Below are 13880 nucleotides of genomic sequence, written 5' to 3' on the forward strand. Positions count from 1 at the left end.
TAGATACAAAAAAGCCCCGCCGGGATTCCGGCGGGGCTTTTTCTATGCGCTACAACGTGCGCTTACTTCGCGGCTGCGGCGTCGCGCAGGGTGCGAATCTCGTTGTGGGCTTCCTGGATGCCCTGGTACTGCTTTTCAATGATGCTTTTGAGCTGCCCGGGCAGGCCCTCGGCTTTCAGGGCCGTTTGGTAGGCTTTCACGGCATAGTCTTCGCCCCGCTCGCACTCATTCAGGATGCTTTCCCGGCTTTTGCTGGTAATGGCGGCCTTCAGGTTGATGAAAGCGCGGTGAATGGTGCCTGTAACGGAGCTCTCCTCGTCGGCTTTCAGGTTGAGCTTGTGCATCTGATCTTCCAGCTCGGTCAAAAAACCGTCGCGCTGCACGGCGTATTTCTTGAATACCTGCTTCAGGTCATGATCGTCGACGTCGGTGGTGGCGGTAGAATAGCCTTTTTCGCCGTCTTTCAGCGTTTCGAGCAGTTCGTTGAGCAGGGCTTGGGTTGCTTTGGCTTCCATGAGTGGGTCAGTAAATTAGGTGTAGTAGAAACAAGGATTGTGTCTCTCTTTACTGGCTGGCAGCTCCTAGGGTTACAGAAACAAGGCAACAGCGGCAAAGCAGGAATGCTACTGCATGCCGAAAAAGTATTATCCACGACTAGCTCTGCCAAACTACCGGCCGGGGGCGCGTGGTCAGGCCAGGGGCTTGCTCATGGCCTGGCCGGCCAGATAGCCGGTGGTCCAGGCGGCCTGGAAGTTGAAGCCGCCGGTGATGCCGTCGATGTCGAGCACCTCGCCGGCGAAGTGCAGGCCCGGGTGCAGGCGGCTTTCCATGGTTTTCAGGTTGACTTCGCCCAGCACCACGCCGCCGCAGGTCACAAATTCTTCCTTGAAGGTGGTTTTGCCGCGCACGGCCAGCGGCATGCGCAGCAGCAGCTCCAGCAGCCGGTTCTGCAGCTTGCCGGCCAGCTCGCTCCAGCGGGTGTCGGCCCCAATGCCGGCCTGCTCGACCAGGGCCCGCCACAGCCGCTGGGGCAGGCCAAACAGCGGGTTGACCAGCACTACTTTCTTACCGTTTTCGTCCCGGAAGGCGTGCAGCCACTGGCGTAGGGTTTCCTCGTTGTGGGCCGGAATCCAATTGACCAGGGCCGTGCCGGTGTAGTTGAGTTCGTGCAGGCGGCGGGCCCCCCAGGCCGAGAGCTTGAGCACGGCCGGCCCGCTCACGCCCCAGTGCGTAATCAGCAGCGGGCCTTCGTAATCGAGCTTTTCGCCGACAATAACTACCCGAGCCAGGGGCACGCTCACGCCCATCAATTCCTTGAGCGGCGACTCGGGCACGTTGAAAGTAAACAGGGACGGAACCGGGGCGGCAATGGTGTGGCCCAGCTGCCGCAGCCAGTCGTAGCCCTCGGTTTTGGGCACGCCGCCGGTGGCAATCAGCAGGCGCTGGGCCGTCAGCGTCTGGGCGTGCAGGCCGGTCAGGCGTACCGCGAAGCCGCCCCCGGGCAGTGGGGTGAGCTGCTCGGCATTGGTATTGAGCAGCACCTGCACACCGGCCTGGCGGGCCGCTTCAAGCAGGGCCTGGGCAATGGTTTCCGACGAGTCGGTGGTGGGAAACATACGGCCGTCGGCTTCGGTCTTGAGTTCTACGCCGCGCCGCGCAAACCAGCGCACCGTATCCTGGGCCCCAAATTGCTGAAAGGGCTCCTTCAGCTTTTTGCCGCCCCGCGGGTAGTGCTGCACCAGCTGCGCGGCCGAAAAACAGGCGTGCGTCACGTTGCAGCGCCCCCCGCCCGACACCCGGACTTTGCTCAGCAGCTTGCCGGTTTTCTCGACCAGCAGCACCCGGGCCGCAGGGTTGGCTTCGGCGCAGGCAATGGCCCCGAAAAAGCCGGCCGCGCCGCCACCCAGCACCACGACCGTCAGTTTATCAGTATTCACGGGGCAAAGATAACCCACGGATTTCCGCCGATTTCAAATCGACCCGTTCGTTACGCTAAATCGGGCCACCCATTGTTAAAATCGACGGCCCGATTTTCCAAACGGCCCCGTTGATTTTAAAGGCAGACGGCACGATTTGCCCAGCTGCTGAGTCCCACCCAAATCCGTCGGCACCTGGTGAAATTGGGCCCTGGGCTCAGCAGTAGGCCAGCGCGGCCAGCAGGTCGTCGTGCCGGAACTGGTAGTTGAGTTTCTGCCGGATCAGGCTGCTGTCGATAATTTTGCCCCCGGCCGAGTCGGGCTGGAAAACCGGGGCGGCCAGCCCCAGCCGTTGGGCCGCCGCCGGGTAAAACTCCCGGCGCAGCAAATGCTGGTTCGCGCTGGCGTTGAAGGTGTAGCCCCAGGCCTGCTGCTGAATAATGTTGGTGAGCAGGCCAACACAATCGTGGAGGTGAATCAGGTTGACGGGCGCGTTGCCGTTGGGCACGTCCTGCCGGCCGGCCAGAAAGCGGCCCGGGGGGCGCTGTGGGCCAATCAGGCCGCTCAGGCGCACAATCGTGGTTTGCCACTGCCCGGTAGTGGAGGTAAACTGCCCTTCGGCCCGCAGCAGGTCCGACGCCGCGTCGGCCGAGGCCACGGCGTCGGCTTCGGTCATGCGGCGCGGCTCGTCGGGGTACACGCTGGTCGAGCTCACGAACAGCACGTGCCGCACGCCGGCGGCAGCCAGGGCGCTGCCCACCGGCCGCAGCAGGGCCGGGTAGCCGCCCGCGCCGGCTTTGCTGGGCGGAATGTTCAGAATTAATACCTGTACGCCGGCCAGCATGGCCCGCAGCGTGTCGGCGTCGGTGGCGCTAAATTCGGCCCCCAAGCGCAGCAGGTAGGGCGTAATGCCGGCGTCGCGTAGGGTAAGCAGCTGTTTGGGCGTAGTCGTGGAGCCCACCACGGGGTAACCGGCGGCCACCAGGGCCTTGGCCAGGGGCAGGCCGAGCCAGCCGCAGCCAAGCACGGCCACCGGGGGAAGAGAAGAAGGGGAGAGGACGCTCATGTGGGGCCAAAGGTGGGAAAAAATCCTTCTTCTCGTTTTTTATGCGGGCAAAGCCAACAAATCCCGTTCTTGCAGCTTTCCCATCCTTCCCCTTACCTCTGCTTTTCTATGTCTGCGTACTCCCAACCCATGCTCCGCGACAACGCGCTCCAAGGCAAAACCATCGTCGTGACCGGCGGCGGCACTGGCCTGGGCCGGGCCATGACCACGTATTTCCTGCAACTGGGCGCCAACGTGACCATCAGCAGCCGCAAGCTCGACGTGCTGGAAAAGACGGCCGAGGAGCTGCGCCAGCAAACCGGCGGCAAGGTGCTGGCCGTGCAGTGCGACGTGCGCAAGTACGACGAGGTGGAAGCCATGCTGCAGCGCACCATCGACGAGTTTGGCGGCGTCGACGTGCTGCTCAACAACGCGGCCGGCAACTTTATTTCGCCCACCGAGCGCCTCTCGCACAAAGCCTTCGACGTGATTGTCGACATCGTGCTGCGCGGCTCCTACAACTGCACCCTGGCTTTCGGCAAGCGCTGGATTGCCGACAAAAAGCCCGGCACCATCCTCAACATCGTCACGACCTACGCTTCCGTGGGCTCGGCCTACGTCGTGCCCTCGGCCGCGGCCAAGGCCGGTGTGCTGGCCATGACCCGCTCCCTGGCCGTGGAATGGGCCAAATACGGTATCCGCTCCAACGCCATTGCGCCCGGCCCGTTCCCGACGGAAGGCGCCTGGAGCCGCCTGTTTCCGGCCCCGCTGGCCGAAAAGCTGGACCCCGCCGCCTCGGTGCCGCTCAAGCGCGTGGGCGAATACCAGGAACTGGCCAACCTGGCCGCCTACCTCGTGTCCGACTTCTCGGCCTACGTGAACGGGGAAGTGGTGACCATCGACGGGGGCGAGTGGCTCAATGGGGCCGGCGAGTTCAACAAGCTGGAGCTGATTCCGGCCCCGATGTGGGACGAAATCGAAAAAGCCATGCGCCGCTAGGGGTAAACAGGCCTTCGGTAAAAAATTTACCAATGGATGAGTTTCCATCGATTGGAAACGTAGTGCTCAGTTTCCGGGCTACAACGGCAACGGATTAAACCATTCTTACCCTATACCTCATGGAGAATACCACAAAAAACTCCTCTGACCTGCCTCTGCACTCGTTGGAAGACACCCGGATTTCATTTAAAACGGCCCAGACCCGGATTGAATCCTGGCTCTGCGCGCTCAAAACCATTTTCGCAGATAAAGACACTGAGGCCATTCCGCGCGGGATTTATATTGGCCCCGATGATCTGAAGGCCATTCGGGAAGCCCACGGAGACGGGGTAGGAATACGGGTATACTTCGGCTTGAAAGAGCTGGAGGGGGGGGGCCAAGAGCTGTCCGGCATGGTTGTCGCCGTCGATGAAGAGGGCCGCCACGACCTGGTGGAGGACAAGGGCGGGGAACTCACGACGATTTACGATTTCACGTCGCCCTGCCCTAACTTCTGCGCCGAAGGCAGCATAATGCTTGTCGCCGTTCCCAGTGAATGTAAAGATTGATTTCATCCGGGTCAGCTATTTCTACGTCGGCGTTCTGGTGCCGGTGTCCGTTCTGATTCCGCTGCTCATAGGCGCACTCCGGCGCGTTTATGAGCAGCCGGGGTTACGGCCCATATTCGTCTACCTGATTGTTTCGGGCGTGACGAATATGCTGGCCAAGCTGCTGGGGGCCGCCCACCTCAACAACCTGCCGCTGCTGCATATTTATACCATCGTTGAGTTTCTGCTGCTGCTGGCCTATTACCGGCACTCCCTGGCCGGCAAACTTCCGGTGGGGTTGGTGTGGGGCCTGGGCCTGGCTTTTCCGGTGGTGGCAGTGCTGAATTTTTTGCTGTTGCAAAGCATTTTTGCTTTCAATTCCTACCCGCGGGCGTTGGCGTCGGTGCTGATTATTCTGCTGAGCAGCTACTATTTCCTCACCGAGGACAGCCGCAACGGGCAGCCGCAGCCGGACAGGTGGATTAATTTTGGCCTGCTGCAGTATTTCGGCAGCGCCACGGCTATTTTTGCCTTTTATAACTTGATTATCAAATACTCAAGCTTTCAGGGGCAGGTGGTAATAGGGGTGCTGCATGCTACCCTGGTGTTGATTATGTACGCCTTGCTATCCGTTGGCTTTAGGCAAACCCGAAGAAGTGGATAATATTTATGCGCTGATCGTCCTGAGCATTGTGGGCGCTTTCAGCCTGATTGTCTCGTTCGTCCTGATTCACTTTCGCAACCAGAACCGGCTGGCGGCCCAGGCCAAGCAGTTGCAGGAGGCCCGTATTCAGTACCAGCAGGAGCTGCTGGCCGCCGTGATAGAATCGCAGGAGGCCGAGCGCCGCCGCATCGGCCAGGACCTGCACGACGACGTGGGCACGGCCCTGTCGAACCTGCGCATGACGGTGGAGCTGTACCAGCACCGCACTGGCCCCGCCGCCGACCCCGCGGCCTTTATTACTTCCTGCAAAGCCATCATCGACAAAGTGATGGTGGAAGTGCGCCATATTTCGCACAACCTTTCCCCGGTTAGTCTGAACCTGTACGGCTTTACGGAGGCCGTGGAAGAGCTGGCCGACATGCTCAACAACGGCCGGACCCTGCGCTGCTCCCTCGATAACGAGGCTGCCCCCGTGCTCGATGCCCTGCCGGGCCCCCAGGCCACGGCCCTCTACCGGGTGGTGGAAGAGCTGCTCAACAATGCCGTGAAGCACTCGGCCGGCCAAAAGGTGCAGCTTAAGTTCTGGCTCGAGCCCGATGTCCTGATTTTTTCCTACCAGGATGACGGCCGGGGCATGCAGTGGGAGCCGGCCGCCAAAAAGGGCATGGGCCTGCACAATATCGAAAGCCGCCTGTCTATTCTGCAGGCAACCTACTCGGTGCAGACGGCCCCCGGTGCCGGCTTTGGCTTCGTGGCCCGTGTGCCCTTATAATCTGATAGTTGTATCTTAACCCGCCCTATGAGCTCCCCCGCCAAGATTCGTCTGGCCGTTGTCGACGACCAGAACCTGTTCCGTGAAAGCCTGATTGCCCTCATTGGCTACGAACCCGATATGGAGTACGTGGCCGAAGCCGGCGACGGGGCCTCATTCCTGGCCTTGTGCGCCACCTTGCCCGGCCTGCCCGACATCGTGCTGATGGACATGAACATGCCGGGCCTCAACGGCGTGGAGCTCAACGAAGCGTTGCAGCGCCAGTACCCAAGTATGAAGGTAATCGTGCTGTCGGTGCACACGCAGGAGCGGCTGATGGCCAAGATGATAACGGCCGGGGCCGTGGGCTACCTGGCCAAAAACTGCAACAAGGATGAGCTGCTGCTGGCCATCCGGTCGGTGCACCGCACGGGCTTCTACATGAGTCCGCAGGTGCTCAAAGCCATTCAGCAAACCCATAGCTACCGGCCCGCCCCCGGCGCTATGCTCCCGGGCGGGGCCGACCTGACCAACCGGGAAAAGGAAATCCTGCACCTGATCTGCCAGGAGTTTTCCAACGCCGAAATTGCCGACAAGCTGTTTTTGAGCGTGCGCACCGTGGAAGGGCACCGCAACAACCTGCTGCTGAAAACCGGCTGCCGCAATACGGCCGGCCTGGTGTTGTTTGCGGTGAAAAATCAGCTGCACGAAGTGCTTTTCTAGGCCAGTCGTTGCGGCTGAGGCCTGAGCCGGTAACAACGGCTCGGGCCTCAGCTAAGCCGAAGTCTACTAGCCAAAAAAGCGCTGCTTCCACCTGGAAGCAGCGCTTTTTAAGTTACGGGCCACGCTTGCGCTGGCCCCGACGCAGGGGTTAAAACTTATAGTCCTTGTATTCCTTGGTAAACTCGGCAGCCGGAATGGGCTGGTTAGCCACGACTTCCGAAAACTCGAACTTCTCGAACAGGCCTTTGTCGTCGTTTACCTGCACGACCGTGGGCAGAAAGGTTTTCTGGTCGACGCAGACGATGGTGCGGCGGCCGTAACTGTTGGGCACCAGCAGGGTTTTGCCCGCCGGCACGGTTTCGCCCGCCGACAGGTCGTTGCGCTCCATGATGCGGTATTCGCCGCAGCCAAACCGGTCGGCGATGCGCGAAATCGGCTCGGCCTTGGTGGTTTTGTAGCTCACGTAGCGAAACTGCGGGAAGTCGGAGCGGAGCACGTGGCAGGCGCGGCCGGCCACCACCGAGTCGCCGGCGTAGCGGAAGCTGTGCTCGTAGGCGTGGTCCTGGCGCAGGCTGGAGCCCTTGATCAGGTCGGCGATGGTGCCGAAGCCCGCGTTGAGCACGCTGTGGTGCTGGTTGCGCCGCATCACCGCGCCCCGGGGGTCGAGGTTGAGCGTCACGTAGGGAAAGGCGTTGGGATTCACCCAGGCGTCGCCGTTGTTCTGGCCCGTCACCCAGAGCACCTCAATGCCTTTCTGATTGCGCACGTACACTTTCAGGGGCTGAAAGGCAATTTTCATGGTGGAGCGGGCGGCCTGGTACTTATTGCCTTCCAGCCGCTCCTGGGCTTTGACGGTGCAGCGCAGGGTTTTCAGGTTTTCGATGGAGCCGGACAGGCGGGCGAGCAGCTGCTCGGTGGTAACTTTATCAGTGGTGGGAGCGGCCGGCGCGGCGGCCAGGGCGACGAGGAGGACGGCGGCAACGGCCGACAGCCGGAAAATTCGAGTCATGCAAACGTAACGTGAGAAGGATAGCAGGCGGAAAAAGTCGGCCCAGCGAAAACCGCGCCGGAGCCGAACTATAGGGTCCAGCGGCTTAATTTAGGCTAATTCGGGGAAACCGGGACGCGGTGCTGTCGAACACGAACAGCTCGTCGATTTCGACCTGGAGGAAGAAGCGGTACAGCGGAAACTGCTCCACGGTGCTGCGGATGGCCTCCTCGTTGGTGCCGTTCATGGTAATCCAGCCCCGGGTGCGGTTGGCGCTGATGGCGTAGGCCTCCACTACGTTGGCCTCAATCAGCTCGTTGATCAGCTGACGGTGCTCGGGAATCAGCGCAATGAACTCCTCATCGAAGGAACTCGGGAAGCGGACGGTGACGACAAACTTGGCCATACGGGAAGAAATCAGGTATGGGATAAACGCCGGCCAACCGGGTAAAGTTGGGCTTGTTCGGCCGGAGAGGCAACTTTTTGCCGGGAATAGCAGAATAGCGGGTATGCATTTCGCCCTGATAACGCCCAGCCACAACCGCCGCCAGTACTTGCCCGAAGCAATTGCCAGCGTGCAGGCCAGCATTCACGCGCCCCTCGATTTTTCCCGGGAGCACCTGATCTACGAAAACGGCTCCACCGACGGCTCGGCCGAGTGGCTGGCCCAAGCCGCCGCCCAGGCCGGGCCGGCGCTGCGCTACTGGAGCCACCCCGAAAAAGTGCGCGCCGGGCTGGCCCGTAACCGCCTCATTGCCCAAACCGACGCGGCGGCCTGGCTCGTGCCCCTCGACGACGACGATATTCTGCTCCAGCGCTGCCTCTACCACTACGCCCAGCTGATTGCGCAGCACCCCCGGCAGCCCTGGTTCGTGGCCGACTTCCTGCGCATGGATCAGGACCGGCGCTACCTGCCCAATGAGGATTACTACGCTTGGCGCTTCGATTCGCCCCAGGCCATGCTGCAGGCTATTTTCAAAGCCGAGCACTTCATTCAGGGCAACGTGTGCTACAGCCGCGCCCTGTTCGACCAGGTGGGCGGCTACGACGCCGAGCTGCCCATGGCCGAAGATCTGGACCTGTACGTGCGGTTTCTGCTGGCGGGCCACCTGCCGGTACTTTCGCCCCACATCAGCCACCTGCACCGCTTCCACAACAGCAACGTCAGCATCGGCGTGGACGCGGGCAAGCACAACGAAGACCTGCGGATTATTTACGACAAGTACGCCGGGCAGCTTCAACAGCTGGGCGTGGAGCGGCCGGGGTAAAACCTACTCCCGGTACACCACGCCGCCTTTCACCACCAGCTTCACCTGGCGTAGGGCCGTTATCTGCTGGGTGGGGTCGCCTTCCACGGCTACCAGGTCGGCGAGCAGGCCGGGCTGGATGCGGCCCCGGTCCAGGAGGTGAAAGATGCGGGCGTTGCCGCTGGTCTGGGCCTGCACCACCTCCAATGGGCTGAAGCCGTATTCCTGTACCAGCAGCTCGGCTTCGCGGCTGTTGTCGCCGTGGCGGAACACGCCCACGTCGCCGCCCACGGCCAGCGCTACGCCGGCCTTGCGGGCGGCCTGCACGCTCAGCCGCTTCTGCTGCATCCGCTCGGGCTCGGGTCCCTGGCCTTTTTTCCAGCCCTGGTACTGCGAAATAGCGTCGCCGGCGGCCACGGTGGGGCACAGGGCCACGCCGCGCTGCTTCATCAGCCGGAATACTTCCAAAGTGCCCCCGTCGCCGTGCTCAATGGTTTCGACGCCGGCCAGCGTGGCCCGGCGCATGCCCTCGGGCGTGGAGGCGTGGGCCACCACGGGCCGGCCGGCACCTTTGGCCGTTTGCACAATCAACGTCAGCTCGTCCTGCGAAAACGTGGGCCTTGACGGTTCGCCCTTGCCCCAGCGGTAGTCGGCGTACACCTTAATAACGTCGGCGCCCCGGCCGATTTGCTCGCGCACGGCCCGCACGATACCGTCCACGCCGTCGGCTTCCTGCGCGCCCTGGGGCACGTCCACGTCTACCGACAGCTTGGGGCCGTAGCTGCCCGTGGCCACCAGGGCGCGGGTGGCCACCAGCAGGCGCGGGCCGGGAATAAGGCCCTGGTCAATAGCTTGCTTGAGGCCCACGTCGGCGTAGTCGGCGCCCTCGGTGCCCAGGTCGCGGGCGGTGGTGTAGCCGGCCAGCAGCGTGGCGCGGGCGTGGGCCGTGGCCCGGGCCACCCGCAGCGCCTGCGACTCGAGCAGCACCTGGTCGTTCCAGGTGGTTTCGTTGTAGGGGTGGAGCAGCAGGTGCGAATGGCCTTCGATGAGGCCCGGCAGTAAGGTCTGGCCCGGCAACTCCACGGTGCGGGCCCCGGCCGGGGTGCTGATCTGATCGGCTGGCCCGGCTGCCTTGATCGTGGAACCTTCCACCAGCACCACCCAGCCCGCGTGCATAGTTTCGCCGTCGAAGACGGCGGCGGGGCGCAGCAGAAGCGAAGACGGCGGGGCGGTTGTGGCTTGTTGGGCCAGAGTCCTAGTGAAGCTGAAGAAGAAAGCCACGGCTAGGGGCCACACAATACGCATAAGCGGTGCTTTAATTTGGAGAGTATACTTGCTTACAAGGTACAGCAGCTACTCAGAATTGCCACCAGGAAGTCGGTTCCGGGTCGACCGGAAGGCCCAGCACTTGCTGTAGCAGGCGGGCAATACTGCGGGCTACGGACTCCGAATCAACCTCTATCAGATACAGCCGGCTGTCATCCGTAAGGGATAGATACAGTTCTCCGTAATATTCATCTTCTGACTGACTTCTGCCTCGGCAGGCCACCACGTTGAGAATCTCGGCGAAGGGAGCCACGGTAGTTTCTGCCACATGCTGGCGGAAGTAGGGGTGCAGATGCTCTACAGTAATCCGCCGCGCGACAATATCAATTTCGACTTCGTTTTGCAGCCGTATTATCTTGATATCCGGACCAGACTTGCGCGCCCGATATTCTCGCCACACGACAAATAACCCAAGTAGCAAGACCATGCCCAGAACAATATAATTGCTTTGCATAATGGCAACCAGGCAGAAAACGCCTCCAAAGGCCAGGCCCGCCAGCAACGCGTAGCGCTGATTAGCAGAGGTGCTTATGACGGGCTGCATCCGGATGCTCGTTTCCGAGTATCGGAAGACAAGAATACTTTGATACTGCCGCAGACTGCGGCTGATTGCCTGTAAGTCGGGGAAGAGAGGAATCAAGCTCATACATACATATAAAAATGCCCGCCAGGGAGTAAGTGCTGGCGGGCGTTTCTACACAAAGTAAGCAAAGTGGACTACGCTTTTACCTTAGCCGCTTTCTGCTTCACTTTCATCTTCTTCACTTCCTTGCCCGGTGCGGGCGTCGCCGCGCCGTTGGGGTCGCCTACCAGCGTCATTTCCTGCACCAGGTGGCTGGCACCGGCGTATTTATCCACCACAAACAGCATGTAGCGCACGTCGAGGGTGATGTTGCGCACCCGGTCGGGGTCAAACATGATGTCGCTCATGGTGCCTTCCCAGTTCCGGTCGAAGTTGGTGCCGATCAGCTCGCCGCGGCCGTTGATGACGGGGGAGCCGGAGTTGCCGCCGGTGGTGTGGTTGGTAGCAATAAAGGCCACGGGCACGGTGCCGTTCACAGCGTAAGGACCGTAGTCCTTAGCGTTGTAGAGTTCCACGAGGCGGGCGGGCACCTCAAAATCGGGGTTGGTGGGGTCGGCTTTTTCCATGATGCCGTCGAGGGTGGTGTAATAGTCGTACTTCACGCCGTCGGCGGGCTCGTAGGTGGCCACCTGCCCGTAGGCCACGCGCAGGGTCGAATTGGCATCGGGGTAGAACTTCCGGTCGGTTTGCATCTGGCGCAGGCCGGCCACGTAGGTGCGCTGCAAGAGGGCAATCTGGTCGGTGTGGGTAGTGTAAGTGGGCAGAATGGCCGCGCGGTAGTTGCCGATGATGGCAGCGGCGAGCTGGGCAGCGGGGTCTTCGCTGAGGGCGCGCACGTTGCCTTTGGCTACCTCATCGAGCACGGCCTGGGCACTGGCCTCGGTGGTGAGCTTCGACTTGGCATACAGGGCGTTGACGTAGCTGGTCCAGCCCGATTTGCCAGGGTATTGCTTCTGCAGATTCTTCACGTAGGCGGGCAGCAGGGCCGCCGGCGTGCCTTCGGCGTAGAGCGGCAGCAGGGCCACGGCTACTTTCTGGTCGGTGGCGGCGGTGTAGTTGCGGAAGAAGCCGGCCACGCCCTTCTTGGCTTTGCCCACGGCCGTAGCCAATTCTTCGGCCGTAGCTTTTTTCTCGACCAACTCCACCAGCGGTAGCAGACTGTTGGCGTAGGCCACCAGCTCGATGCCCAGAGCCGCTTCGGTTACGTAGTCGCGGGCCAGGGTGTAGTCGCGCACGGCGCGGTAGTTTTTCTCCAGCTGGGGCAGCAGGGGGCCGTAGGCGGCGCGTTGGGCTTCGGTGCCATTCTGGGCCCACTGCGTGAACTTCGCTTCCTGCTCCTGCTTGCGCGTCACGGCGTCGAGCTTTTTCAGGCCCCGGGTTTCGCCGATCCACTTTTTCCAGTAGTTGGCAATGCCGGCGTACTTGGCCGCGTACTGAATCCGCACCTTGTCGGAGGCCTTCATATCCTGGTCCAGGATGCGCAGCTTGGCGTCGCGCACCTTGATTTTGGCCGGGTTCGACAGGGAATAGACCTCATCCACGCCCCAGGAAGTCAGGTATTCGTTGGTGCGGCCGGGAAAGCCGAACACCATCGTGAAGTCGCCGGGCTTGATGCCGCTGAGCGAGATGGGCAGGTGGTGGCGGGGCTTGAAAGGCTTGTTGTCCTTGGAATAGGGGGCGGGCTTGTTGTCGGGGCCGGCGTAGATGCGGAACATCGAGAAGTCGCCGGTGTGGCGGGGCCAGGCCCAGTTGTCGGTGTCGCCGCCGAACTTGCCGATGCTGCTCGGTGGGGCGCCCACCAAACGGATGTCCTCGAACACCTCCGTCACGAACATGTAGTATTCGTTGCCGTTGTAGAAAGGGCGGATAAACGACTGGTAGTGCGTGCCCTGCACGGCGGCCTGGGCCACGCGGGCAATGTTGCCCTGCACCAGCTTTTCCCGGTCGGCCTCGGCAATATTGCTGGTGGGCACCCCGGCCAGCACCTGGCTGGTCACGTCTTCCATGCGCACGATAAACGTGGCCGTCAGGCCCGGATTGGGCAGTTCCTGGTCGCGCGTCATGGCCCAGTAGCCGTTGGTCAGGTAGTCTTTCTCCACCGACGAGTGCTGCTGAATCTGGCCGTAGCCGCAGTGGTGGTTGGTGAGCAGCAGGCCCTGGTCGGAAATAATTTCGCCGGTGCAGCCGCCGCCGAACTGCACCACCGCGTCCTTCAGGCTGCCCTGATTCACGCTGTAAATCTGCTCGGCGGTGAGCTTGAGGCCCTTGCTTTGCATGTCGGCCTCGTTGAGCTGCTTCAGCAGCAACGGCAGCCACATGCCTTCGTCGGCGCGGGCCGTGGGCAGGAAGGACAGGAGGGTAAGAGCCAGCAAAGCCAGCCGGGAGAGTAGGCGCATAGAGCAGGAGTAGGTGAGCGGAAAAGACAACCGCCGAAGCGGCAGCCGCGAATTTCGGGGTTTTTCGATGACCGGGCGTTGTTTCCCAACGTCACCAAAAAAGAAACCCCGACGCACGTGGCCGGGGTTCAGGAATCCTAAAAATTCGCGGGAGCTTCTACGAGTGACCCAGCTCGGCCACGGCGGGCGTGGCTTGGTCGGTGTCGACGGCTATAGCGGCGGGCACCAGGTCTTTTTCGGCTTCCCCGGCTTCGGCGGCGTGGGTTTTCTCCCACTCCCGGAACTTGGTGATTTCGTCCTGGAAGCTGCCCACAAACCAGCTCATCAAACTCAGATCGTCCAGGAAGCCGACCACGGGAATGAAGTCGGGCACCAGATCCAGGGGCGACAGGGTGTAGAGCAGCACGCCCAGGCCCGAGAGAATTGTCTGGGTTTCAATCTGCCGGTACGAGCCGCTCACGTAGTTTTTCACCATGCGCACCACGGTCAGCATCACGTCCAGCAGCTGCCGGAACTTGTTGTCGCCGCTTTTCTTGTCGGCCAGCTTGTTGGCTACCTCGTTCAGCACCAGCACTACTTTGAACGGGCGCCCCAGCAGCTTGCCGGCGCGGTTGATGAAGACGCTGAACAGCGCGTTTTTGGAAATGGAGAGTCCTTTTTCGGCAAGTGACGACATGGGCGAAGGGTTAAGGGAATAATTGGCCCGTGTACGCAG

At 61.6% G+C, this 13880-nt stretch carries 15 protein-coding genes; 6 read left to right on the top strand and 9 right to left on the bottom strand.

The genetic code is table 11. The features are described from left to right. Positions 1-62 precede the first annotated feature (62 nt). From E5K00_RS02655 to E5K00_RS02665, 3 genes are all read right to left on the bottom strand, one after another. A complete protein-coding gene (locus E5K00_RS02655) occupies positions 63-515 on the bottom strand; it encodes a ferritin-like domain-containing protein (RefSeq protein WP_135461410.1) in 453 nt (150 codons plus the stop codon). 174 nt (positions 516-689) lie between these two features. Beyond that, positions 690-1937 (bottom strand): BaiN/RdsA family NAD(P)/FAD-dependent oxidoreductase, encoded by a 1248-nt coding sequence (locus E5K00_RS02660; protein ID WP_245328192.1) that lies wholly within the window; start codon positions 1935-1937, stop codon positions 690-692. A 196-nt stretch (positions 1938-2133) separates the two neighbouring features. After that, positions 2134-2982, bottom strand: a complete 849-nt coding sequence (locus tag E5K00_RS02665) for an NAD(P)H-binding protein (protein ID WP_135461412.1) — start codon at positions 2980-2982, stop codon at positions 2134-2136. A 108-nt stretch (positions 2983-3090) separates the two neighbouring features. On the opposite strand from E5K00_RS02665, the gene E5K00_RS02670 reads away from it, so the two are divergent. From E5K00_RS02670 to E5K00_RS02690, 5 genes are all read left to right on the top strand, one after another. After that, positions 3091-3960: an SDR family oxidoreductase gene (locus E5K00_RS02670; protein WP_135461414.1), complete on the top strand. Its 870-nt coding sequence runs from the start codon at positions 3091-3093 to the stop codon at positions 3958-3960. Between the two features lie 119 nt (positions 3961-4079). Further along, on the top strand, positions 4080-4508 hold the full coding sequence (locus E5K00_RS02675) for a hypothetical protein (protein WP_135461416.1): 429 nt from the start codon (positions 4080-4082) through the stop codon (positions 4506-4508). After that, positions 4492-5151, top strand: coding sequence for a hypothetical protein (locus tag E5K00_RS02680; protein ID WP_135461418.1), 660 nt, complete (start codon positions 4492-4494; stop codon positions 5149-5151). Before E5K00_RS02675 ends, E5K00_RS02680 begins: the two co-directional genes overlap by 17 nt. Then, positions 5144-5923: a sensor histidine kinase gene (locus tag E5K00_RS02685; RefSeq protein ID WP_167856727.1), complete on the top strand. Its 780-nt coding sequence runs from the start codon at positions 5144-5146 to the stop codon at positions 5921-5923. Before E5K00_RS02680 ends, E5K00_RS02685 begins: the two co-directional genes overlap by 8 nt. A gap of 27 nt (positions 5924-5950) precedes the next feature. Continuing rightward, positions 5951-6625 (top strand): response regulator transcription factor, encoded by a 675-nt coding sequence (locus tag E5K00_RS02690; RefSeq protein WP_135461422.1) that lies wholly within the window; start codon positions 5951-5953, stop codon positions 6623-6625. Positions 6626-6773: 148 nt separating this feature from the next. On the opposite strand, the gene E5K00_RS02695 is transcribed toward E5K00_RS02690, so the two are convergent. Beyond that, positions 6774-7634 carry a LysM peptidoglycan-binding domain-containing protein gene (locus tag E5K00_RS02695; RefSeq protein ID WP_135461424.1) on the bottom strand — a complete coding sequence of 287 codons (861 nt, stop codon included), beginning with the start codon at positions 7632-7634 and terminating at the stop codon, positions 6774-6776. An 85-nt stretch (positions 7635-7719) separates the two neighbouring features. Continuing rightward, on the bottom strand, positions 7720-8019 hold the full coding sequence (locus E5K00_RS02700) for a hypothetical protein (RefSeq protein WP_135461426.1): 300 nt from the start codon (positions 8017-8019) through the stop codon (positions 7720-7722). Positions 8020-8122: 103 nt separating this feature from the next. On the opposite strand from E5K00_RS02700, the gene E5K00_RS02705 reads away from it, so the two are divergent. Further along, positions 8123-8881, top strand: coding sequence for a glycosyltransferase family 2 protein (locus tag E5K00_RS02705; protein ID WP_167856728.1), 759 nt, complete (start codon positions 8123-8125; stop codon positions 8879-8881). Between the two features lie 3 nt (positions 8882-8884). Here E5K00_RS02705 and E5K00_RS02710 read toward each other — a convergent pair whose 3' ends face one another. The 4 genes from E5K00_RS02710 to E5K00_RS02725 form a co-directional block, all read right to left on the bottom strand. Beyond that, a complete protein-coding gene (locus E5K00_RS02710) occupies positions 8885-10165 on the bottom strand; it encodes a metal-dependent hydrolase family protein (protein WP_135461430.1) in 1281 nt (426 codons plus the stop codon). Positions 10166-10217: 52 nt separating this feature from the next. Continuing rightward, positions 10218-10832: a hypothetical protein gene (locus E5K00_RS02715; protein WP_135461432.1), complete on the bottom strand. Its 615-nt coding sequence runs from the start codon at positions 10830-10832 to the stop codon at positions 10218-10220. Positions 10833-10903: 71 nt separating this feature from the next. Next, on the bottom strand, positions 10904-13165 hold the full coding sequence (locus tag E5K00_RS02720; RefSeq protein ID WP_135461434.1) for a S46 family peptidase: 2262 nt from the start codon (positions 13163-13165) through the stop codon (positions 10904-10906). A 157-nt stretch (positions 13166-13322) separates the two neighbouring features. After that, positions 13323-13841: a YkvA family protein gene (locus tag E5K00_RS02725; RefSeq protein WP_135461436.1), complete on the bottom strand. Its 519-nt coding sequence runs from the start codon at positions 13839-13841 to the stop codon at positions 13323-13325. Positions 13842-13880 lie beyond the last annotated feature (39 nt).

This window comes from Hymenobacter aquaticus (assembly GCF_004765605.1).
GTDB classification, from domain to species: domain Bacteria; phylum Bacteroidota; class Bacteroidia; order Cytophagales; family Hymenobacteraceae; genus Hymenobacter; species Hymenobacter aquaticus.

Coding starts and splice junctions, on each gene's coding strand:
- E5K00_RS02655 (WP_135461410.1), bottom strand. CDS start 515: ATGGAAGCCAAAGCAACCCAAGCCCTGCTCAACGAACTGCTCGAAACG.
- E5K00_RS02665 (WP_135461412.1), bottom strand. CDS start 2,982: ATGAGCGTCCTCTCCCCTTCTTCTCTTCCCCCGGTGGCCGTGCTTGGC.
- E5K00_RS02670 (WP_135461414.1), top strand. CDS start 3,091: ATGTCTGCGTACTCCCAACCCATGCTCCGCGACAACGCGCTCCAAGGC.
- E5K00_RS02675 (WP_135461416.1), top strand. CDS start 4,080: ATGGAGAATACCACAAAAAACTCCTCTGACCTGCCTCTGCACTCGTTG.
- E5K00_RS02690 (WP_135461422.1), top strand. CDS start 5,951: ATGAGCTCCCCCGCCAAGATTCGTCTGGCCGTTGTCGACGACCAGAAC.
- E5K00_RS02695 (WP_135461424.1), bottom strand. CDS start 7,634: ATGACTCGAATTTTCCGGCTGTCGGCCGTTGCCGCCGTCCTCCTCGTC.
- E5K00_RS02700 (WP_135461426.1), bottom strand. CDS start 8,019: ATGGCCAAGTTTGTCGTCACCGTCCGCTTCCCGAGTTCCTTCGATGAG.
- E5K00_RS02705 (WP_167856728.1), top strand. CDS start 8,123: ATGCATTTCGCCCTGATAACGCCCAGCCACAACCGCCGCCAGTACTTG.
- E5K00_RS02710 (WP_135461430.1), bottom strand. CDS start 10,165: ATGCGTATTGTGTGGCCCCTAGCCGTGGCTTTCTTCTTCAGCTTCACT.
- E5K00_RS02715 (WP_135461432.1), bottom strand. CDS start 10,832: ATGAGCTTGATTCCTCTCTTCCCCGACTTACAGGCAATCAGCCGCAGT.
- E5K00_RS02720 (WP_135461434.1), bottom strand. CDS start 13,165: ATGCGCCTACTCTCCCGGCTGGCTTTGCTGGCTCTTACCCTCCTGTCC.
- E5K00_RS02725 (WP_135461436.1), bottom strand. CDS start 13,841: ATGTCGTCACTTGCCGAAAAAGGACTCTCCATTTCCAAAAACGCGCTG.